Origin of the sequence: Yoonia maricola (genome assembly GCF_002797915.1) — a bacterium.
Classification (GTDB): Bacteria; Pseudomonadota; Alphaproteobacteria; order Rhodobacterales; family Rhodobacteraceae; genus Yoonia; species Yoonia maricola.
On record NZ_PGTY01000001.1, the window covers coordinates 1647688 to 1668667 of the forward strand.

The window sequence follows — 20980 nt, forward strand, 5'->3', positions numbered from 1 at the left end:
CTAATGTGTCAGAGTGCCGCCACTATGGGGCGGTCAATTTTAGTTGAAAAGGGCCGACCGAACTCCCATTCGGCCGGCCCAATTCTTACGGGTTATGCAAAGGCTAACTTAGCCCTTCCACCAACGGCGTGGTTCAACGTTTTCTGGCAAAGTATTCGCGTCGATCGTGCGCACTTCGTCATAGATCTCCTGATACGTATCCAGACCACCGGACCAGCCGTTCAGGCGCTCGCGCCACTCTTCCCAAAGTGCGGGCTGATACTCAGGTGAACACATCTCTTCGGCCTTCTTGATCTCTTCCGGAGACAGGAACGCGTTGCGCACGTTGTTTTGCGCAAAGATTGTGTTTGGCAGCTGTGGATCAGACTGACCAACGGTGTTGATCAGGGCCACTTCGTTTGCAGCCTGAACATGCGTCTGCGCCCAGTAAGACGATTCCATCACCGCATCCTGCAAATACCCTTCAAGGCTATCAAAGACAGAGGCAGACATCGCTGTGTGCTCGGTCCCGCAGAAGAAGTTCAGGTGAACAGATTGGGACACAACAGGCGCCATGTTTGCATATGCCACAGCAGAGGCCCATGTTTCCGCACCATCGATCAGGCCTTGCTTCAGACCATCAAGTGTTTCCTCCCAAGCCACTGGAACAGGGTTCAGGTTCAGCGCGTTCATCGCGATGCGACCCAGCTGTGTCCCTGTCACACGGTTCTTTGTGCCAAAGAGTTCCTCAACCGACGTCACCGTTGGCTTGTCTTCAAAGTTCAGACCCATCTGGATGCCGCGCAGTTCTGCATGGCTGAACAAGAACTTCAGGCCGTGGCGCTTTTCATACGGTTCGCGCAGCAGACGCATGGAGGCTGGTGAGTACAGGAAGTGGTACTGGTCTGCACGGTTTCGGAACATATAGGCATAGTCCAGAACGTTCAGATAAGGCGCACCACCGGCAGAGTTTTGTGTCGATGCCGCATAGATATCGACGATACCTTGCTGCGTTTTCTCGACGCAGGACGTCTGACCACAGATTTGGTTATCCCCGATAAACTCGATCCGAATCTCACCATCGGTCCGTGCTTCAAGGTCGCGTGCAAATTCCAGCGCGCCTGCGCGCTCGATCAGCAGGTTGCGTGCATTAAAGCCTGCAGCACCAAATTTCAGCGTATATTTTGCTTCCTTTGAGAAGCGACGCTCGTAAGTTGATTCAGCAGCAGACGCCAAGTTTGCAAGGCTCATCGCTCCCCCGAATGTGCCCGCAGCCATCAGCGTCGAGCTCATCCCGTATTGCCCTGCCAGCTTGAACAGGTCCCGCCGCGAAATACGGCTGAGTTTATCTCCAATCATCATGTTTCCTCCCATGTTGTTGATTATTGAGACTATTAGTTTCAAAAAAGCCTAGTATAGTCTTCGCGTTCTGCATAGAGTTTTCTCACATTGATGGAGAATGAAGCAGTGGAAGCTGATTTTATTGTTGTTGGAGCAGGCTCTGCTGGTTGTGTCTTGGCCAATAGACTAAGCGCAAACCCCGCGCATAAGGTGATTCTGCTTGAGGCCGGCGGTCCTGATCGCAATCCTTGGATTCACATTCCGGTCGGCTATTTCAAAACCATTCACAATCCCAAAGTGGACTGGTGCTATAAGACAGAGCCCGATCCCGGCCTGAATGGCCGTTCTATCGAATGGCCCCGCGGCAAGGTGCTGGGGGGATCTTCGTCCTTGAACGGCTTGCTTTATGTCCGTGGGCAACCACAAGACTATGACCGCTGGCGCCAAATGGGAAATATTGGCTGGGGTTGGGATGATGTATTACCACTATTCAAACGCTCCGAGAAAAACGAACGCGGAGCGGATGACTTTCACGGCGACGACGGGAACTTGTCGGTCTCCAACATGCGCATCCAGCGCCCCATCACCGATGCATGGGTCGCGGCGGCGCAGGCGGCAGGGTATAAATTCAATTCAGATTATAACGGCGCTGACCAAGAAGGCGTCGGTTTCTTTCAACTCACGGCGCGCAACGGGCGGCGGTGCAGTTCGGCGGTGGCCTTCCTCAATCCGGTCAAATCGCGCCAGAACTTGCAGATCATAACACATGCGCAGGTCGAGAAAATTATCATCGAGGGCAAGCGCGCCACAGGCGTGACCTACACCGACCGCAGCGGGACGGTGCAAACGGTCACAGCCCGCAAAGAGGTGGTGTTGTCGGGGGGGGCCATCAACTCGCCTCAGCTTTTGATGCTGTCGGGTATTGGGGAAGCAGAACAGCTTTCCGAGAACGGGATCGACGTGGTTACCGATCTGCCCGGCGTTGGCAAAAATATGCAAGATCATTTACAGGCGCGCTTGGTCTATAAATGCAATGAGCCTACGTTGAATGACGAGGTAAGTTCGCTGCTGGGTCAGGCCAAGATCGGGCTTAAATACCTGATGTTCCGCGCAGGCCCGATGACAATGGCCGCAAGCCTAGCGACCGGTTTTCTGAAAACCCGCGATGATATCGAAACGCCAGATATTCAGTTCCATGTTCAACCGCTCTCAGCAGAAAATCCCGGCAAGGGAGCCGACAAATTTTCGGCCTTCACGATGTCGGTTTGCCAATTGCGGCCTGAAAGCAAGGGTGAAATCAGATTGCAAAGCAATGATCCCAAGGCCTACCCTCGGATTATACCCAACTACTTGTCCACCGAAACGGACTGCCGCACCGTCGTGGCTGGCGTGAACATCGCCCGCAAGATTGCACGGCATGCACCGCTGACTTCAAAAATCAGTTCAGAATTCCGTCCACATGCCGATCTGCCGATGGATGACTATGAAGCGACACTTGATTGGGCGCGCAACAACACTGCATCGATCTATCACCCCACCGGCACCTGCAAGATGGGTCAGAATAAAGGGGCCGTGGTGGATGCGCGTTTGCGGGTGCACGGGATAGACGGACTACGAGTGGCAGATTGCTCGATCATGCCAGAGATCGTGTCGGGCAATACAAATGCGCCCGCCATTATGATAGGCGAGAAGGCCTCGGATTTGATTTTGGAAGATGCTTAGGAAAGCCACTGATCCTACGTCTCTGCCCGCCCCTCGGCATCGTGATCGGCATCATCGGGGCAGATTTGGCTTGGTTCTTTATGCCTCCAGCCAAATCTGCCTAGCGCATGCGGGCCAGTACATCCGCAAGATTGACAGTATCAACTGTCCACTTCCCGCTTGACCCATCCTGCGGAATCGCGAACAGTGTTGCAGATGGTTTCCAGCCGCCGAAAATGCGTCTGGGATGAAAAGGGAATACGGTGAGGAAGAGCCAAAGCGCGCCAAATCCGTGACTGCCCCCGCAACTGTGAGCGGCGAGCGACCCCGATGATCACCACTGAGCAAACGCTCGGGAAGGGATCGGGCAAGCGGCGACCCGCAAAGTCAGGAGACCTGCCATCAAAGGGTGCAGAGATGTGCCAAGGAAACTCAAACCGGGCGGGGTGTCCGGAGCGGAGATCATGATGGTGAAACAGGCTCTATTGGCCACACAAACATGCCGTTCTCAAGCCCCGCATTTGCGCGGAGGGCTGCATGGACCGGACAACACAACATCGCATCACCGTTTGTACATCGTGCAAACATAAAGGGACGGATTGCCGCCCCGGATATGAACTGATCGAAAAGCTGCGCAAGGCAATTGCCGCAGCGGGCGACAGTATAACCGAAGACTTCGCTATTTCTGGCGTTGCCTGCATGGCCGGTTGTGACCGTCCTTGCACCGTCGCCTACCACGGCACCCAAAAGGCAACCTACCTCTTTGGCGATATGACCCCCGAGGATGATATCGACGATCTGGTCGCGTTCGCAAAACAATATGCTGTCCTGCATGATGGCTGGTGCTCATCTGTCGACCGTCCCGGCAAGCTGCGCAAATCCACGCTGGCGCGTGTGCCCGCTGCGATGATTGCGCTGGAAGACAGTAAGGCACTGGTGTCATGAGCGGCATGCATCTTAGCGTAACGGATGTAAGTTGGCGTCCGCACAAACGCAGCGCGCCTGTCTTGCACGCCACCAGCTTTGACGTCGCAAAAGGTCACGTTCTTGGCGTTGTCGGTCCAAACGGCGCAGGCAAGTCAACGCTGTTGCGTCTACTCTACCGCTTTCAGGCGCCGACAACGGGTCAAGTGATGGTGAACGGCCAAGACATCTGGGCCATCCCTGCCCGCCAAGCGGCCCAACATGTCGCCGCCGTCCTACAAGAGCAAGCGGCCGCATTTGGGCTGAACGTTCGCGAGATTATCTCGTTGGGGCGCACACCGCATCGGCGCGGGTATCGCAGCGCAGATCCCCATGATCTTGCGGTGATTGATCGGGTGATGGCGTTGCTCGACCTTCAGGGGCTTTCCCATCGCGACTTTGGCACATTGTCGGGCGGTGAACGTCAGCGGGTCATGGTCGCGCGCGCACTAGCGCAAGAACCTGAAATCCTGATCCTTGACGAGCCGACCAACCATCTTGATATCAGGCATCAACTGGAGGTTCTGGCCCTGATCCGGCAGCTTGACCTGACCATCGTAGTGTCATTGCATGATCTGAATATGGCCGCTGATATCTGCGACAACATCCTCGTGCTTGAGGATGGGCAGCCGCGCGGCTTTGGCACGCCCGACAGCCTGCTGACCGAGGCGCTGGTGTCCAACACCTTCCGTGTCGATGCCCGCCGCGAAAAGCTGGCGCCAAGCGATACAAATCACCTTTCTTTCCATCTACCAAGCTAGAGATTTCATGATGAAACTCACCACGACAACCGCACTTTTCACCCTTGCGGCAAGCACTGCCTTTGCCCAAGCAACCGTCCAAAGCTGCGACAGGGAGGTGACGTTTGACGCGCCCCCACAGGCCGCGATCTCAAACGATGTGAACCTGACCGAGATGATGTTGGTGCTTGGCCTGACTGACCATATGGTCGGCTACACCGGCATTTCCGGCTGGAACAAACTAGACGCAGCGATGCGCGAAGGCGTCGATGAGTTGCCCGAACTGTCTGCGCAATACCCTTCCAAAGAAGTGCTGATTGGCGCGGATGCCGATTTCTTCTTTGCTGGGTGGAACTACGGGATGCGCGTCGGCGGCGAAGTCACGCCAGAGACGCTCGCACCTTTTGGGGTCGCGGTCTATGAGCTGACCGAAAGCTGCATTCACATCGGCGAGAAAGGTGCCGCGTCGATGGATGATATGTACAACGATCTGCGGAATCTTGGCGCGATTTTCAACGTGTCAGAACGCGCAGAAGCCTTGATTGACGGCTATGAGGCCGAGCTGGACGCTTTCCTTGCCAGTCAGCCCGCTCTCGCGCCCGCTCCGCGCGTATTTGTCTATGACAGTGGCGAGGATGCCCCCTTCACTGCAGGCCGCTATGCCATGCCCAATGCGCTGATCGAAGCAGCAGGCGGCGTGAACATCATGGAGGACTTTGAAAAGAGCTGGGCCACCGTCGGCTGGGAGGCCGTTGTTGAACGCAATCCCGAGGTTATCGTGATTGTGGACTATGGCGAAGTGACCGCCGCGCAAAAGCGCGACTTTATGATGTCGAACCCTGCTTTTGCGGAGCTGGATGCCATCAAGAACGATCGTTTCGTCGTGCTCGAATACGTAGAGGCCACTCCGGGGCCACGCAATATTGCGGCGGTCAAAACTCTTGCTGCGGCCTTCCGCGACAACTAACCGATGGATCAAGCCGACAGACAGATCGCGACCCTCAGCCCGAAGAAGGCCCGTTTGCGGCTGACCTTTGGGCTGGGCATTGTCGCGCTCTTTCTGTCGTTGTCGGTGGCCGTCAGCGTTGGTGCGGTTTCGGTTTCTTTCTCGACGGTCTGGGGCGTACTGGCAAATAAGCTCGCCCCGGGCCTCGTTATACCTGACTGGTCTGCCGGACGCGAAGCGATTGTCTGGGATATCCGTTTTCCACGTGCAATCCTTGCTTGTCTCGTAGGTGCTGGTCTTGCCATCGTCGGGGCCAGCCTACAGGCGGTGACACGTAATCCGCTGGCTGATCCGCATCTTCTGGGGATTTCGGCAGGTGGTGCTTTTGGCGCGATCCTCGCGCTGCTGCATACCGGGCTTTTTTTCGGGCTGCTCACCGTGCCCTTGATGGCGTTCCTCGGGGCACTCGGCGCAACCCTGATCGTTCTTGGCGTCTCGCAATTCGCAGCCGCCACCAGCGCAGACCGGCTCGTACTGGCTGGCGTTGCGGTCTCTTTCATCGTGATGTCAGGGGCCAACGTGCTGATCTTCCTTGGTGATCCGCGTGCGGTACACACGGTTGTCTTCTGGATGCTGGGTGGACTCGGGCTCGCGCAGTGGAGCCAGTTGATTTATCCGCTCGCGATCCTGACCCTATGCGGGGCCTACCTCTGGGCGAACGCCAGTAGCCTTAACGCAATGACAGTAGGGGACGAAACAGCCGCAACCCTTGGTATCCCTGTCGGGCGTTTCCGGCTAACGGTGTTTGTTGTGGGGGCGATGGTCACAGGCGTCATGGTGGCCTTTTCCGGCATTATCGGCTTTGTCGGGCTGATGATCCCACATATCGTGCGGCTGTTTGTGGGCGGGGACTACAAGCGTGTCTTACCCGTCTCGGCCCTTTGCGGGGCGATCTTTCTGCTTTGGGCAGATATACTGGCACGCACGGTCATGTCGCCCGATGATATTCCCATAGGGATCGTCACCGGGCTAATCGGTGGGGCCTTTTTTGTGTGGCTCTTGCGCCGGAACCCGGTCTAGCCGCATTTCGAATAACCGCAAGACGCGCAGGTCATGCAGCCTTCGATCATCCGTACCTCATAAGATCCGCAAGACGAACAGGCCTTGCCGCGCGGCCCGCCATTGATTGCCACCACATCAGCTTGTGGATCGGCCTTGAGGCCCATTCCCTCGCCCGCCAGAAACCCGGTTGATATCATATGTTTCTCAATCACGCCGCCAATCGCAGCAAGGATTGACGGCACATATTTGCCCTGCATCCATGCACCACCACGCGGATCGAACACAGCTTTGAGTTCCTCCACCACAAAGGACACATCGCCGCCACGCCGGAACACGGCACTGATCATGCGCGTGAGCGCAACCGTCCATGCAAAATGTTCCATGTTCTTTGAGTTAATGAAGACCTCGAACGGACGTCTGTGGCCAGCAATCACCAGATCATTCACCGTAATGTAGATGGCATGTTCGCTATCGGGCCATTTCAGCTTGTAGGTTGCCCCTTCCAGCTCTTGCGGACGATCAAGCGGTTCGGACATATAGACGACCTCAGCCCCTTCACCCTCGTCCCGCACTTGATCAGGAACCTCAGAGGGTGACGCTTCATCTGACACGGACAAGACCGAACCTGTCACGTCATTCGGGCGATACGTTGTGCAGCCCTTACAGCCTTGATCCCAGGCGGCCATGTAAACCTCTTTGAACGCATCAAAGCTGATATCCTCGGGGCAATTGATGGTTTTCGAAATGGATGAATCGATCCACTTCTGCGCTGCCGCCTGCATGCGCACATGATCCAGCGGGGCCAATGTTTGCGCATTCACGAAATAGTCGGGCAGCGGGGCATCGCCCTTTAGCTCGCGCCATAGCTGCACGGCGTAATCGACGACCTCTTCTTCGGTGCGCGATCCGTCTTTTTGCAAAACCTTGCGGGTATAGGCATAGGCGAACACCGGCTCGATCCCGGATGAAACGTTGCCTGCATAAAGGCTGATCGTCCCGGTCGGTGCAATCGAGGTCAAAAGCGCATTGCGTATGCCGTTCGCGCGGATCGCCTCGCGCACGTCGTCATCCATATCCTGCATGGCGCCGCTTGCTAGGAACTGATCCGCATCAAAAAGCGGAAACGCGCCCTTTTCTTTCGCCAGATCGACAGAGGCCAGATATGCGGCCCGCGCAATCTGATGCATCCATCTGTCGGTCTGGGTCGCGGCTTCTTCTGATCCATAACGCAAACCAACCATCAACAGGGCATCCGCCAGACCAGTCACGCCCAAGCCGATACGCCGCTTGGCTTTCGCTTCTGCCTGCTGTGCGTCAAGCGGGAAACGCGAGGCGTCTACCACATTGTCCATCATCCGCACAGCCGTCGCGACCAGATCAGTCAGCGCCGCTTCATCCAAGACGGGCTCTTCGCCGAATGGGTCTTTCACCAAACGCGCCATGTTGATCGAGCCCAACAAGCACGCGCCATAAGGCGGCAAAGGCTGCTCCCCGCAATTGTGGACATAAAGACCGTTCGCATCAAAGGCATTCACACCCGGTACCTGCACGTCGAACACATCCGCTGTGCCAGCCATGCTTATGTCGGCCACCTGTGCCACAAACCGTTCGCGATTGACGCTACGTTTGTAATGGCCAAGCGCGTTTGTCAGACGGGTTGATTTATCGACATCGACAAAACCCACCCGCGCGGCAAATACTGCCAAATTAGCGCCCGATATCACCAGTTCATGCTGCGCTTTGGTCTGATAGACGCGCATCCCGCCACGTTGATCAGGCAAATCACGCACACCTGCGTCCCGCCGATTTTGATAGATCGTTGCGTTGATCCCCAACCGGGCCAACATGCGTTGCGCTGCTTGTAATAGTGGCAAATCAGACTGCGCCAAACGCACTGATACGCCCTTTTGCTGTGTGCCCTGCACCGACCCATCAGCATCGAACAAACCGGACAACACTGCCGCTGTGAACGCCGCGCTCGTCTTTTCAATCTGAGGCGTGATCGTCTTGTTCCCGCGCGCCAAACCAAAGCGGGCGGCCAAATCACGCAAGGTTTTCGTACCAATACGGTATTCATTGCGGCCAGTGACAGCCTGCCAACCCGCAAAATCTGCACGATGTGGCATCGCCCGCAGCAACGTTTCAACATGCGCCATCACGGCCGAGGGGCCTGCCGGCAGCGTCCCATCTGCGCAAGGCGCAGCGGCCCAAACGCTGAGCAGCGTTTTATCATCGCGGATGACACCATCACCAATCAAAAGACCCAAAAGATACCCGTTCTGCGCGTTCGGGTCATTCTGCCCCCAGTCGGCTGCGGTATGATTGTGCAAGACAATCTGGTCATCAGGCCGTAAATCACCGGCGGCGACCCACTGGGTTTCTTGCCGGTAGCGGGTCATCTGACTGACACGCCGGACCAAATGATCCGCGGTCAGGCGCAGCGTACGACCACAATGTGTCGACAATTGAAGGATAGCCTTGTGCCCGGTTGCGAAAAACCCCTGCGCACCGCTGTGATGGGGTTTTCCGTCAATAAATGCGGTAAATGGCTGCCCGATAAGATCGGCCACCTGTCGCGGACCTGCAACCGTGTGCACCCAAGTATCGGCAGTCACACAAGGGTTCGTCGCCGCGATGGTTTCACAGTAATTCAGGTTGTTCATCTGGTTGATGCGGTCGATGAAGATCACGCCGGGTTCCGCGTAGTCGTAGGTGGACTGCATAATCGCATCCCACAGGTCACGGGCTTGCACGGTGCGGTAAACCTCGCCACCAAAGACCAAATCCCAGGATGCATCCGACTTGACCGCCTCCATGAACGGGTCTGTGATCAGGACCGACATATTAAACATGCGCAGGCGCGCGGGGTCTGATTTGGCCGTAATAAAATCCTCAACATCCGGGTGATCACAGCGCATCGTCGCCATCATTGCACCCCGGCGCGAGCCTGCAGACATAATGGTGCGGCACATTGCATCCCAGACATCCATGAATGACAGCGGGCCAGAGGCATCTGCAGCCACCCCCATCACCCCGGCACCCTTGGGGCGGATGGTTGAAAAATCATAACCGATCCCGCCGCCCTGCTGCATGGTCAGCGCCGCCTCTTTGAGCATATCAAAGATGCCGCCCATGCTGTCCGGCACAGTGCCCATAACAAAACAGTTAAAGAGCGTCACTGACCGCGCCGTGCCTGCCCCAGCCGTAATCCGGCCCGCGGGCAGATATCTGAAATCCGACAATGCGTCGTAGAACTTGCCTTCCCACGCCTTGGGATCATCCTCAACCGCTGCCAAGGCCCCAGCGATCCGGCGCCATGTATCCTCGACCGTTTCGTCAATCGGCGTGCCATCGGCCTCTTTGAACCGGTACTTCATGTCCCAGATTTGTTCAGCAATAGGGGCAGAAAACGCGGTCATGGCGGGGAATCTCCTATAGGGCGGCAGGCAAGGCCTGTATCTTACGAGTTGGGGTGCAACATTGAAATGGCGAATTGTTGGTGAAAACGCCGCACATCAAGATAATACCATATATAGTGGTTGATCTCAAGAAATACACCACATAAACCATTTTCCGGCGGTCCATTGAAACGAACCGCGCAAGGCTTACCTCTTAGTTCATCCCGGGGGGGATTGATGTCGAAAACCGTTCACATGCTCAAGCTGTCAGTCGGCACGGATGATGTTGCCGGGCTAGAAGCATGGCAATCGACCAAGCGCGCGCAGACCGAGGACGGCTTTCCGCGCCATATCACCCGGATGTGGCCCAAACGGGGCGATGAAATCCTCAATGGCGGGTCGATCTTTTGGGTGATCAAAGGGGTGATCCTGTGTCGCCAACCGATCCTTAGGCTTGATGAATATCTGTCAGCCGATGGTATCCGCCGCTGCGCCATCGTGTGCAAACCCGGTCTGATCCGGGTAGAGGCCACACCAAAACGCGCCTTCCAAGGCTGGCGCTATCTGCCCGTCGCAGATGCACCACGCGACCTGCCAGAGGGTCGGCAAGACGAAGAAGCCCTGCCGCCCGAATTGTCCAAGGCACTTGCCGCAATCGGCGTCCGCTAGGCAGACTGCAATGCCTGTGCCATGATCGCGCGCAGGGAGGAACCAGTATGGCAGTCTTTACCAGTCCGTACCCGGACGTTGCCGCGACGGATTTGTCGATCACCCAGCGCGTTTTTCAAGGTCTTGAGCACCGACCGGATGACGTAGTCCTGACGGATGGCCCGACGGGTCGCAGCCTAACTGCCGCGACCTTTATGGACCAAGTCAAAAGTCTCGCTGGTGGATTGGGTGCGGCTGGTTTTGGGGCAGACAAGACCGTAGCCATCATGGCCCCCAATATGCCGGAGTATTGTGTCGTTTTTCATGCGGTTGCCTGGGGCGGCGGTACGATCACCACGCTCAACCCGACATACACCGCGCATGAAGTGGCCCATCAAATGGCAGACTCCGGTGCGCAACTTCTGATCACCATTCCCGACTTTCTTGAGACCGCAAAAGAAGGCGCAGGTGATACGCCTGTCATCGCAATCGGCACACCTGAATATAAGGCGCTCTTTGGTGATCCGATCCCAAATCAAGTGCCGGTACATCTCGATGATTTCACGGTCGTGCTGCCTTACTCATCGGGTACTACGGGTCTTCCCAAGGGGGTCATGCTTTCGCACCGTAATCTGGTGATCAATGTGGATCAGTCTATTGTGGGTGCCGATTTCAAACCAGGCGAAGTCACCGCCGCCTTCCTGCCGTTCTTTCACATCTACGGCATGACTGTGCTGATGAATATCCACCTTGCTGGTGGCGGTGCCCTTGTGACGATGCCACGCTTTGATCTGCCGCTCTTTTTGCAGATCAGTCAGGACCATAAAGCCAAACGCATGTGGGTTGTTCCACCCGTGGCGCTGGCCTTGGCCAAGCACCCGTTGGTTGATGATTACGACCTGACTTCGCTGGAAGAGGTCTTTATCGCAGCCGCCCCGTCGGGCCCCGAACTCTCTGACACGATCGCTGCCCGATTGAACTGCGTCGCTTTGCAAGGCTACGGCATGACAGAGCTTAGCCCTGTGTCTCATGTTGTTCCGGGCCGCGCACCCCGCTCCGGGGCTGCCGGTCTTGCCGTGCCCAACACGGATTGCCGGATCGTTGATATCGAAACCGGGGCCGATCTGCCAGCGGGCGAGGAAGGTGAGCTTTGGATCAAAGGTCCGCATGTGATGCAGGGCTACCTGAACAATCCCAAAGCCACGCAAGAGACGATGGCAGAGGGCGATTGGCTGCGTACCGGCGATATCGGCAGGATTGATGCCGATGGCTATCTGTTCATCACGGACCGGCTAAAAGAGTTGATCAAGTACAAAGGCTTCCAAGTCGCCCCAGCAGAGCTGGAAGCGACACTTGTGGCTATGGAGGGCATCGTTGACGCCGCTGTCATCGGCAAAGCTGATGAAGGAGCCGGCGAATTGCCGATTGCATTTGTGGTTACTGGTGAACCCGCCCCAGATGAGATCGCAATCAAGGCGCATATTGAACAGCAACTGGCGCACTACAAACAGCTACACGAGATACATTTCATAGACGAGATTCCCAAATCTGCATCAGGAAAGATATTACGGCGTCTGTTGCGCGACGGTTTGCAAGGCTGATCACTGGACGGGCGCGCGCGTACCTCTATAGTTCGGCGGTGCGATCAAAAGGCTTCTGACTATGAAACCAACATCTTCACGCGCCGCCCGCCGGCTAGCCCAGAGGGGAGGCAAATCCGCGCCGCTGTCTGTCGCTAACCTGATCGGTCTGGTGGCCAAGGCCAAGGTGAAGGGCGTGGACAAAGCCCTTGAGACACGAGGCAAGCGCATCCTGACGTCATACCTTGAAACCGCGCAATCCTATGCGATGCCGGTCAAAGACGTCGTGGCCGAGATGGCCAGCGGCCAGACTGCTTGGCGATTGGGATCGGCGGTACGCGCAGAAATCCTCAAAACACCACCCGACGCTGTCCGCAAGGCCGCCTGCGCCCAAGGCTGCGCATTCTGTTGCATCCTGTCCGGGGGCGAAGGTGGGGTCATTACCGGGTTCGAAGCGGCACAATTGCATGCTGCCGTCAGCCCACTGACGGGCCAAGCTGATGGCCGTGACTGGCACCCAGAGGCCTGCCCTGCCCTTGACCCCGCCACGCGTAGTTGCCGGGCGTATGATGCAAGACCAATGCTCTGCCGATCCTTTCTGTCAACAAATGCGGATGCCTGTGAGCGCAATGCGGCAGGCGGAGCAGAGCAAGGTGCGGGGCTTTTGGGCAGCCATCTTGATTATCTGGTGGTCCACGCGCTGTGCCGCCAAACGCTCAAGGGGATCACGCAGGTGCATACATACAGCATGGCGGCGACTGCCGCCTCAGCCGTGGCGGGCGACAATATCGAAAACGGCTTGGCACGTGCACGCCACAAGCCTTCGGCACTTGAAACGGCATGCAAAGACGGATCGAAAGCGGCGCATTCGTAGCAACGGCCCCTACAACCCCAACACCATCTGCAAGGTCTTAAGCTGCGCCCGCTGGGCATCGCTCCAGTCACGGCGACGCCCCCTGAACAAGGTCGCCTGGCTGGCGTGGATCAGCCCATCATCAAGAATTTTCAAACCATTGGCGCGCAATGTCTCACCGGTTGAGGTGATATCGGCAATCGCCTCGGCCGTTTCATTCTTGACGGTGCCTTCGGTCGCACCCTGGCTATCCACCAGCTGATAATCTGCCACACCCTGTTCGCGCATAAAATCGCGCACCAAACGGTGATACTTCGTCGCGATCCGCAAGCGAAACCCGTGCGTCCGTCGAAAGGCCGCCGCTGCTGCATCCAGATCATCCAAAGTGCTGACATCCACCCAAACCTGCGGTACCGCGATGATTAGATCCGCCCCACCAAAACCCATCGACGCCAATTCAGACACTTGCGCATTCCAATTGGCCAGCTTCTCGCGCACCAGATCAGAGCCGGTGACACCCAGATGAATATTCCCGGCGGCCAGCTCACGCGGGATTTCACCGGCCGACAGCAACACCAATTCAACCCCGTCGATACCCTCGACCGCACCAGCATATTCGCGATCCGATCCAGATTTGCGCAGGCCAATGCCCCGCGCACCGAACCAATCAAAGGTCTTTTCCATCAACCGGCCTTTGGAGGGCACACCCAGCTTCAACATGGCAACAACCCCAAAGCCAGATCAGGGCGGATCACACCACCCACCGCAGGCACGGCACGGCCCTGCCCCAATTGCGCGGTCAGCGCATCGTATCGCCCACCGGTCGCGACAGGCGGATGGTCAGGGCGATCCGTGGCGTAAAAACCGAAAACGAAACCATCATAGTATTCCAACGACGTGCGCCCATAGCTGCCTTCGAATTCAAGGGTCGCCACATCAACACCACGATCCGCCAGTGCCTCCAGTCGCGCGCCCATACCCGAAACCGCATCGCTAATCGCGGGCATATCGACGGCAATATCGCGCAGCGCGCTCAGCACATTCGGTGCGGTCTCGCGCAACGCAAGAATAGCATCGATCAAAGCGATCTCTTCTGCGGCGATTGGGGGGGCCGCGGCATCAGCGCGCAAAGCATCAATACGCGCGATAACGTCTTCGCGGCTGCGCAAACCAATGTCTGGCCCGGCATCAGCAAACGGATCATCCGCCGCCAACAAGGCCGCGCGCGCGGGCGTCACCTTGACCGATCCGAACCGCTTCATCAGGGCGCGAAACCGGCTTGGCCGCCAGATATGGCGTAACAAGGCAGCCTTGCGTGCATCCGTCGTGCGCAACCCACGGACCGCCGCCATCAGTACGCCGATATCCCCGGTGGCCGCGCGTACCGGCAGCCCGGCCAAGCCTTGTGCAATCGCGGCAAAGACCTCTGCATCCGCAGCAGCCGGGTTCTGCCCGTCAAAGACCTCATATCCAACCTGCACGTATTCATTGGCGCGGGTCTCATCCGTTTCCTGCTTGCGAAACACCTTGCCTGCATAGGTATAGCGCGCCGGATCAGCATGGGCCTCCATATGCATTTGCACCACAGGCACGGTGAAATCAGGACGCAAGACCATCTCACCGCGCAAGGGATCAGTGGTCAGATACGCGCGCGCACGAATGTCTTCGCCATAGAGATCGAGCAGAGTATCGGCGGGTTGCAAGACATCCGCCTTGAACACCTGCGCGCCCTTGGCGGCAAAGAGATCACGCAGGCGGCGCGCTTCGGTGAGTGTTTCGGGTGAGGTGGGCATCAGTTGTTGCGGTCCAAAATCTCACGCACCTTCGCAATCATCTGATCACGGGGCACCTCATATTGGCTCGGACGGTCTTTCCACTCTTCCAGCGTCGCGTTCTTGGCAATCTCGGCCCCGAGGATCAGGTCTTTGATCTGCACGATCCCCTGATCAAACTCATCACTGCCCGCGATGATGGCGACCGGAGAGGCACGCTTGTCCGCATATTTCAACTGATTGCCAAAGTTCTTGGGATTGCCCAGATAAACCTCGGCCCGGATATCGGCATTGCGCAAGTCAGCGACCATCGTCTGATAGTCCGCCATTCGGTCACGGTCCATGACGGTCACGACGACAGGGCCTTGCGCAGCCGTATCAATCCGCCCCGTGGCACGCAGCGCCGCAAGCAACCGGTCCACACCAATCGAGACACCGGTGGCAGGCACCTCCTGCCCGGTAAAGCGCTTGACGAGATCGTCGTAACGCCCGCCGCCAGCGACAGAGCCGAAATTGCGGGGGCGGCCTTTGTGGTCGGTGATTTCAAAGGTCAGTTCGGCTTCGTAGACGGGGCCGGTATAGTAGCCAAGGCCGCGCACGACAGAGGGGTCAATGACGATACGATCGGGACCGTAACCTTGAGATTCTAGTAACTTGGCAATCTGTTCGAGCTCTGCAACCCCGTCCTGTCCAACATTTGACTCTCCGACCACTTCTGACAAATATCTGAGTGTAACCCTGTTACGTGCTGCAAGTGACTCAACTGGTAAGTTAAGAACCTTTCGCGCTTCAACGGACCCGGCGTCGCGTACTTCAGCAACTCTTTTTGAAATGATTGCTCGCGTTTTTTCGTCTTCAAGGTCGTTGGCTTCCGCCTGCGAAGAAAGCAGTTTGCGGTCGACTGCGGCATTGGCTTCCACAAACATCATAATCAAATCAGCCTGCGTCTCACTCAACCCAGCGCCTTTGGTAAAATCACCGCTGTCATCCTTACGGCCTTCACCCAGCAGGGCACGCACACCGTCCGGTCCCAGCCGATCCAGCTTATCGATGGCGCGCAATACGATACCGCGCTCGGCTTCTTTGTCGTCGCCCGAAAGCCCGGCGACTTCCATCACACCATTCAGCACCTTGCGGTTATTCACCCGGATCACATAGTCGCCCCGGTCGATCCCCACAGCCTCCAACGTATCCGACAGCATCGCGCAAATCTCGGCATCTGCCGCGACAGAGCTAGCGCCGACCGTATCCGCATCACATTGATAAAACTGGCGGAAGCGGCCCGGTCCGGGCTTTTCATTGCGCCAGACGGGCCCCATCGCATAACGACGATAGGGGAAGGGCAAGTCGTTGCGATACTGTGCGGCAACGCGCGCCAAAGGCGCCGTCAGATCATAGCGCAGCGCCAGCCAGTCATTGTCCTCTTCCCAGGCAAAGACACCCTCATTCGGGCGGTCCACGTCGGGCAGGAACTTGCCCAGCGCCTCGACCGTTTCAATGGCAGAGGTCTCCAGTGCATCAAACCCATATCGATGATAGACACCCGCAATCGTGCTCAGCATTTCGGCGCGCGCGGTCACATCCGCACCAAAGTAATCCTGAAAGCCCTTCGGCGTCTGCGCCTTGGGCCGGGGTTGTTTCTTGATCTTGGCCATTGGGTTGGTCCTGCCAGTCCGTCACATTCCCGCGCCGTTTACCCCGCCAATGTCACAGGAGCAATGCACTGTTGCGATGCCGCCCTAATCCCATCTTCATCTTGGCAAAAAAACTCAAAGCGCAAGGCTTGCAAAGTGGTGCAACTTCGCCTTGATAGAGCCCATGGCAGACAGCACCCATCTTGAAGAACAAATTGCTCACTTGACCCGCACGGTCGAGGAACTCTCAGACATCGTTGCACGCCAGGAAACGGAGCTTGCCCTGGCGCAGCGGCGTCTGGCCATGCTCATGGAGCGGGAAGCTGGACGGGAAATGGATGCTGGCGGGACGGTCCCTCTGGCGGACCAAAAACCACCGCACTGGTGAAAGCGTGGTTCAGGTAAGGTGGATCATGATCCACCTTACGTCACGCGTCCTCCACCTCAATGACGCCACCTAAAGACCGGATCGCACCTTTGATCTGCGGATTGACCGGGAACTCTTCACCTAGGTCCAACTCCACTTCGCCCGGCAGGTCATCCTGCATCAGACAAAAGTAAACCGGTCCACGCCCTGCGCGCACCGCACCGCCTGTGGCATTGGCCAATACGCTGGCGACCGATCCAATAACCTCTGGCCCATCAATGAACACACGCAAACCTGCACCCCCTGCATCGGCCACCACGGCATCCACCGGCGAGACAGAGCGGCCCAGCAGCTTGAGCTGATCAGCTTCCATTGTCGCTTCACATTGCAACACCACCTGACTGCCGATTTCCAGAAACTCCCGCGCAGCCTCCAACGTGTCTGAAAACATTGTGACTTCATACTGCCCCGTCGGATCAGACAATTGCACAAAGGCAAAGCGATTGCCCCGTGCCGACTTCCGCTCCTGCCGTCCGGAAACGGTTCCTGCCATCTTCACAATCGCAGCGCCCTTGCCGGCCCGCGCAATGACATCATCCAAAGTCAGCACCTGCTTGCGCTTGAGTGGCCCCATGTAGTCGTCCAGCGGATGCCCCGACAGATAGAACCCAATGGCCTTGAACTCCTCGGCCAGCCGTTCAGCAGGCAGCCAATCTTCACCGCCCATCAAACGCGGTTCCTGCAAATCGTCGCCCGCATCGCCAAAGAGCGATACTTGATTGGACGACTTTTGCTCATGTATTGCAGCCGAATAAGCCGTCAGCGCATCCAAGCTCATCATCACCCGACGGCGGTTCGCGTCCAGCACGTCAAAGGCCCCGGCGCGCGCCAGCATTTCCAATGGTCGTTTGCCGATGCGTTTGAGGTCGACGCGGCGAGCAAAATCGAAGAGATTCACAAATTCCTTGTCTTCACGCCCTTCGACGATCAGTCTCATCGCTTCTACACCGACATTCTTGAGGGCGCCGAGCGCGTAAACCAGCTTTTGATCCTTCACATCGAAGGTCGCTTGAGAACGGTTCACGCAGGGCGGCGTATATTCAATGCCAAGGCCTTTCTTCACCTCCTGGAAATAGACGCCAAGCTTGTCAGTCAGATGAATATCGCAGTTCATGACACCGGCCATGAACTCCACAGGGTGGTTCGCCTTCAGCCAAGCCGTTTGATAGCTGACCACCGCATAGGCCGCCGCGTGGGATTTGTTGAAGCCATAATTGGCGAATTTCTCAAGCAGGTCAAAGACCTCGCGCGCCTTCTTGGGTTCAACCCCGTTTGCCTTTGCGCCTTCCTCGAACTTTGGGCGCTCCTTGGCCATTTCCTCGGCAATCTTCTTACCCATCGCCCGGCGCAGCAGATCAGCGCCGCCAAGCGAATAGCCTGCCATCACCTGTGCGATCTCCATCACTTGTTCCTGATAAACGATGATGCCTTGGGTTTCTTTCAGGATGTGATCAATGGAAGGGTGGATCGACTCCAACTCTCGCTGTCCGTTCTTCACCTCACAATAGGTTGGAATATTCTCCATCGGCCCGGGACGATAAAGCGCCACCAAGGCCACAATGTCCTCAATGCAGTTCGGTTTCATGCGCTTGAGCGCATCCATCATACCACTGGATTCCACCTGGAACACCGCAGTCGTTTTGGCACTGGAATAGAGTGCATAGGACTTTTCATCATCCAATGGGATCGCCCCGATATCGTATTCGAACCCCTCAACCACATCGTAAAGCTGCGCACCATCCGCTGCGATATTCAGCGGACGACCCGCCTTTTTGATCAGCGCGACAGCGTTCTGAATGACCGTCAGTGTTTTCAGACCCAGAAAGTCGAACTTCACCAACCCGGCCTGTTCCACCCATTTCATATTGAACTGGGTGGCTGGCATATCCGAGCGCGGGTCTTGGTAAAGCGGGACGAGTTCATCCAGCGGACGGTCGCCAATCACAACACCGGCGGCATGGGTCGATGCATTCCGCAACAACCCCTCAACTTGCTGGGCATAAGTCAACAGGCGATCCACGACCTCTTCCGCTTTCGCCTCCTCGCGCAAACGCGGCTCATCAGCCAGCGCCTTTTCAATAGAAACTGGTTTGACCCCCTCAACCGGGATCATTTTTGAGAGACGGTCCACCTGCCCATATGGCATCTGCAAGACCCGGCCCACGTCACGCACCGCAGCCTTGGACAAAAGCGCACCGAAGGTGATGATCTGTCCTACTTTATCGCGCCCATATTTCTCCTGTACGTAGCGGATCACCTCTTCGCGGCGGTCCATACAGAAATCGATATCAAAGTCCGGCATCGAAACACGTTCGGGATTGAGGAAGCGTTCAAAGAGCAGCGAATAGCGGAGCGGATCAAGATCGGTAATGAGCAGCGCATAGGCCACAAGCGAACCCGCACCAGACCCACGGCCCGGACCAACGGGGATACCTTCATCCTTGGCCCACTTGATGAAGTCGGCAACGATCAGAAAGTAACCCGGAAAACCCATCCCTTCGATGATGCCCAATTCAAACTCAAGGCGTTTTTCGTATTCAGCCACGTCGGCTGCATGCGGGATAACCGCCAAACGGTCCTTCAACCCCTGCTCCGCCTGACGGCGCAATTCTGCGACTTCGTCATCAGCAAACTTTGGCAGGATCGGGTCACGCTTGTAAGCCTTGAACGCGCAGCGCTTGGCAATCTCAACCGTGTTCTCAATCGCCTCCGGCAGATCGGCAAAGAGCGTCACCATCTCTTGCGGCGACTTCATATAATGCTGCGGGGACAGCCGACGGCGCGGTTCCTGCTGATCAACATAGGCGCCTTCGGCAATGCAGATCAGCGCGTCATGTGCCTCGTAAAGTTCTGATTTGGGAAAATAGACATCATTGGTCGCGACCAGCGGCAGGCCTTTGGCATATGCCATCTCAACATGCCCACGCTCGGACAGGCGCTCTGCTTCGGGCAAGCCTTCCCCCGGATGGCGTTGCAGCTCGACATAGAGCCGGTCCGGATAAATCGCCGCCAAGCGATCCATGAATGCCTCGGCCTTGGGGCGCTGCCCCTGACGGAGCAAGCGGCCAACAGGGCCATCCGGCCCGCCCGACAGGCAAATCAGGCCATTATGATATGTGGCCAATTCTTCTACCGAAACTTGCGGCAATTGCCCGTCCGCATCCAGATAGGCGCAAGAATTCAGCTTCATCAGGTTCATATACCCCGCCTCAGACTGGGCAAGCAGGACGATGGGTGCGGGCGCTTCAGGGCGCTTGCCGGGTTCCGCGGGCAGATAGGTCACATCGATCTGACAGCCAATGATGGGCTGCACACCAGCCTTGGCGGCCCCTTCCGAAAATTCCAGCGCGCAAAACATGTTGTTGCTGTCAGTCACGGCGACGGCGGGCATCCCCATATCAACGGCCAATCCGGGCAGTTTCTTGACCGGAATAGCGCCTTCCAGAAGCGAATATTCGGTATGGACGCGCAGGTGAATGAATCGGGGATCATTGGTCATAGATGCAAGGTAGCGAAAGCAGGTTGGGCTGCAAGCGGCGTATTTGTTAGTGATTTGACTAACCATCTTGACAAGGGCAAACGCAACATGTCATACTTAGCCACATGACTAACCAACTTGACAGCTTCTTCGGCGCTATGTCCGACCCCACCCGCCGGGCGGTGATCGAACGGCTCGCCTCTGGTCCCGCCAGTGTCAGCGAACTGCACGCCCCGCATCAGATGGCGCTGCCCACTTTCATGCGGCACCTCAAGGTATTGGAGGACACGGGCATCGTCCGGTCCATCAAAAAAGGACGGGTTCGTACCTGCCACATAGAAGCGGCCCCTCTGATCGAAGCGCAAGGCTGGCTCGCCTGGCAGCGCGAGATTTGGGAAAGCCGTCTGGACAGGTTGGATGCGCTTGCGCAGCAAATCGCGAATACAACAGGGGAATAG

General features: G+C 57.1%; 16 protein-coding genes and 1 riboswitch. Of the genes, 10 read left to right on the forward strand and 6 right to left on the reverse strand.

Annotated features, from left to right (window positions below; translation table 11 throughout):
• Positions 1-108: 108 nt before the first annotated feature.
• The gene (locus BC777_RS08360; protein ID WP_100367616.1) at positions 109-1341 is read right to left on the reverse strand and encodes a TRAP transporter substrate-binding protein; all 1233 of its coding nucleotides are present in this window, start codon (positions 1339-1341) and stop codon (positions 109-111) included.
• Between the two features lie 90 nt (positions 1342-1431).
• Between BC777_RS08360 and BC777_RS08365 the strand changes: the two genes are divergently transcribed.
• From BC777_RS08365 to BC777_RS08385, 5 genes are all read left to right on the forward strand, one after another.
• Positions 1432-3042, forward strand: a complete 1611-nt coding sequence (locus tag BC777_RS08365; RefSeq protein WP_100367617.1) for a GMC family oxidoreductase — start codon at positions 1432-1434, stop codon at positions 3040-3042.
• Positions 3043-3221: 179 nt separating this feature from the next.
• Positions 3222-3439, forward strand: a riboswitch (cobalamin riboswitch).
• A 119-nt stretch (positions 3440-3558) separates the two neighbouring features.
• On the forward strand, positions 3559-3966 hold the full coding sequence (locus tag BC777_RS08370) for a DUF1636 family protein (RefSeq protein ID WP_100367618.1): 408 nt from the start codon (positions 3559-3561) through the stop codon (positions 3964-3966).
• Positions 3963-4745, forward strand: coding sequence for an ABC transporter ATP-binding protein (locus BC777_RS08375; protein WP_100367619.1), 783 nt, complete (start codon positions 3963-3965; stop codon positions 4743-4745). Before BC777_RS08370 ends, BC777_RS08375 begins: the two co-directional genes overlap by 4 nt.
• A 10-nt stretch (positions 4746-4755) precedes the next feature.
• Entirely contained in the window at positions 4756-5691 is a 936-nt protein-coding gene (locus BC777_RS08380) for an ABC transporter substrate-binding protein (RefSeq protein WP_100368067.1), read from the forward strand.
• A gap of 3 nt (positions 5692-5694) precedes the next feature.
• Positions 5695-6750, forward strand: coding sequence for a FecCD family ABC transporter permease (locus BC777_RS08385; RefSeq protein ID WP_100367620.1), 1056 nt, complete (start codon positions 5695-5697; stop codon positions 6748-6750).
• Here BC777_RS08385 and BC777_RS08390 read toward each other — a convergent pair.
• Complete coding sequence (locus BC777_RS08390) at positions 6747-10151, reverse strand: ribonucleotide reductase barrel domain-containing protein (protein ID WP_100367621.1); 3405 nt, start codon at positions 10149-10151, stop codon at positions 6747-6749. The genes BC777_RS08385 and BC777_RS08390 overlap by 4 nt on opposite strands.
• Positions 10152-10367: 216 nt before the next feature.
• Here BC777_RS08390 and BC777_RS08395 point away from each other — a divergent pair, with 216 nt between their 5' ends.
• From BC777_RS08395 to BC777_RS08405, 3 genes are all read left to right on the forward strand, one after another.
• Positions 10368-10799, forward strand: a complete 432-nt coding sequence (locus BC777_RS08395; RefSeq protein ID WP_100367622.1) for a DUF1489 family protein — start codon at positions 10368-10370, stop codon at positions 10797-10799.
• 47 nt (positions 10800-10846) lie between these two features.
• The gene (locus BC777_RS08400; protein WP_100367623.1) at positions 10847-12379 is read left to right on the forward strand and encodes an AMP-binding protein; all 1533 of its coding nucleotides are present in this window, start codon (positions 10847-10849) and stop codon (positions 12377-12379) included.
• Positions 12380-12440: 61 nt separating this feature from the next.
• Positions 12441-13232 carry a YkgJ family cysteine cluster protein gene (locus BC777_RS08405; RefSeq protein WP_100367624.1) on the forward strand — a complete coding sequence of 264 codons (792 nt, stop codon included), beginning with the start codon at positions 12441-12443 and terminating at the stop codon, positions 13230-13232.
• A 9-nt stretch (positions 13233-13241) separates the two neighbouring features.
• Here the strand turns inward: BC777_RS08405 and hisG are convergent, their stop codons facing one another.
• The 3 genes from hisG to hisS are packed head-to-tail and all read right to left on the reverse strand — an operon-like array spanning position 13242 to position 16638.
• Positions 13242-13931 carry an ATP phosphoribosyltransferase gene (gene hisG, locus BC777_RS08410; protein ID WP_100367625.1) on the reverse strand — a complete coding sequence of 230 codons (690 nt, stop codon included), beginning with the start codon at positions 13929-13931 and terminating at the stop codon, positions 13242-13244.
• Positions 13925-15004 carry an ATP phosphoribosyltransferase regulatory subunit gene (locus tag BC777_RS08415; RefSeq protein WP_100367626.1) on the reverse strand — a complete coding sequence of 360 codons (1080 nt, stop codon included), beginning with the start codon at positions 15002-15004 and terminating at the stop codon, positions 13925-13927. The genes hisG and BC777_RS08415 overlap by 7 nt, the downstream gene beginning before the upstream one ends.
• A complete protein-coding gene (gene hisS, locus BC777_RS08420; RefSeq protein ID WP_100367627.1) occupies positions 15004-16638 on the reverse strand; it encodes a histidine--tRNA ligase in 1635 nt (544 codons plus the stop codon). The genes BC777_RS08415 and hisS overlap by 1 nt, the downstream gene beginning before the upstream one ends.
• A 163-nt stretch (positions 16639-16801) precedes the next feature.
• On the opposite strand from hisS, the gene BC777_RS08425 reads away from it, so the two are divergent.
• Complete coding sequence (locus tag BC777_RS08425; protein WP_100367628.1) at positions 16802-17005, forward strand: SlyX family protein; 204 nt, start codon at positions 16802-16804, stop codon at positions 17003-17005.
• Between the two features lie 40 nt (positions 17006-17045).
• On the opposite strand, the gene dnaE is transcribed toward BC777_RS08425, so the two are convergent.
• Positions 17046-20543: a DNA polymerase III subunit alpha gene (gene dnaE / locus BC777_RS08430; RefSeq protein WP_100368068.1), complete on the reverse strand. Its 3498-nt coding sequence runs from the start codon at positions 20541-20543 to the stop codon at positions 17046-17048.
• A gap of 104 nt (positions 20544-20647) precedes the next feature.
• On the opposite strand from dnaE, the gene BC777_RS08435 reads away from it, so the two are divergent.
• The gene (locus tag BC777_RS08435; protein WP_100367629.1) at positions 20648-20980 is read left to right on the forward strand and encodes an ArsR/SmtB family transcription factor; all 333 of its coding nucleotides are present in this window, start codon (positions 20648-20650) and stop codon (positions 20978-20980) included.